A 1,494-nucleotide genomic window follows, 5' to 3' on the forward strand; every position below is an offset into this window, starting at 1 on the left:
AATGACTCGAGCGGCCGAAGGCCGCTCTCCGCCGGAGGGAGGCCGCAAAGGCGGCCGACCGCCAAGCGCCGGTCGAGCGGGAGCCCCTTGCGGGCTCCCCGAGACCGGCGCTCCCCCGGGCCGGGTCAGCGGCCGATCACCCCATCAGCCGCGCCACCCGCCGGTTCGCCCGCTCCACCACCGCCTCGATCTCGAGCCCGGCCAGCCGCCCCTCGCGCACCACCCGCCGCCCCTCGACGACGAGGTCGCGCACCTGGAACGGCCCGCAGAGGACGAGGGCGGCCACCGGGTCCCAGGCGCCCGCCGCGCCGAGCCCCGACACGTCCCAGATCGCGAGATCGCCGCGCTTGCCCGGCTCGATGCTGCCGAGCTCGGCGCCGCGCCCGAGCACCCGCGCCCCGCCGAGGGTCGCGATCTCGAGGCTCTCCCGCGCGCTCATCGCGTCGGCCCCGTTCCTGACCCGCTGCAGCAGCATCGCGACCCGCGTCTCGGAGAGGAGGTGGCCCGAGTCGTTGCTGGCCGAGCCGTCCACCCCGAGCCCCACCTTCACCCCGGCGTCGCGCATCTGCCGCACCGGCGCGATCCCCGAGCCCAGCCGGCAGTTCGAGCAGGGACAATGCGCCACCCCGGTCCCGCTCCGGGCGAAGAGGTCGATCTCGCCCGAGTCGAGCATCACGCAGTGGGCGTGCCAGACATGCTCCCCGGTCCAGCCGAGCTCCTCGGCATACTGCCCCGGCCGGCAGCCGAACCGCTCGAGCGAATAGGCGACGTCCTCGGCGTTTTCGGCGAGATGGGTGTGCAGCATCACCCCCTTCGCGCGCGCGAGCGCGGCGGCGTCGGCCATCAGGCCGGTCGAGACCGAGAAGGGCGAGCAGGGCGCGAGCCCGACCCGCAGCATCGACCCGGGCGCGGGATCGTGGAAGGCGTCGACCACCCGCGCCATGTCGGCGAGGATCGCCGGCTCCGCCTCGACCAGGCTGTCCGGCGGCAGCCCGCCGGCGCTCTCGCCCACGCTCATCGCCCCCCGCGTCGGGTGGAAGCGGATGCCGACCGTCCCCGCCGCCTCGATCGTATCCTCGAGCCGCGCCCCGTTCGGGAAGAGATAGAGATGGTCCGAGCTCATCGTGCAGCCCGAGAGCGCGAGCTCGGCCAGCCCGAGCTGCGCCGAGACGAAGATGTCCTCCGGCTCGTAGCGCGCCCAGACCGGATAGAGCGCCTTCAGCCAGCCGAAGAGCAGCGCATCCTGCCCCGCCGGCACCGCCCGGGTCAGCGTCTGGTAGAGATGGTGGTGGGTGTTGACGAGCCCCGGCGTCACCACGCAGCCGCTGGCGTCGAGCAGCTCGGCGCCCGCCGCCGCCGGGGTCCCGGCCAGCGCGCCGACGGCGGCGATGACGCCGTCCTCCACCAGCACGTCACCGTCGAGCTCGCGGCGGTCGGCGTCCATGGTGACGATGCGGGCGTTCCGGACGAGAAGGCGCGACATGGGAATCCTCC

The 1,494-nt window shown here is 74.4% G+C and carries 1 protein-coding gene; it reads right to left on the reverse strand.

What is annotated here, in order from left to right; genetic code table 11:
* Positions 1–136 precede the first annotated feature (136 nt).
* Positions 137–1,483 carry an 8-oxoguanine deaminase gene (locus tag Q0112_RS03515; RefSeq protein WP_297971470.1) on the reverse strand — a complete coding sequence of 449 codons (1,347 nt, stop codon included), beginning with the start codon at positions 1,481–1,483 and terminating at the stop codon, positions 137–139.
* Positions 1,484–1,494: the final 11 nt, after the last annotated feature.

It is taken from the genome of uncultured Amaricoccus sp., from assembly GCF_937858865.1.
GTDB lineage: Bacteria > Pseudomonadota > Alphaproteobacteria > Rhodobacterales > Rhodobacteraceae > Amaricoccus.

Coding starts and splice junctions, on each gene's coding strand:
- Q0112_RS03515 (WP_297971470.1), bottom strand. CDS start 1,483: ATGTCGCGCCTTCTCGTCCGGAACGCCCGCATCGTCACCATGGACGCC.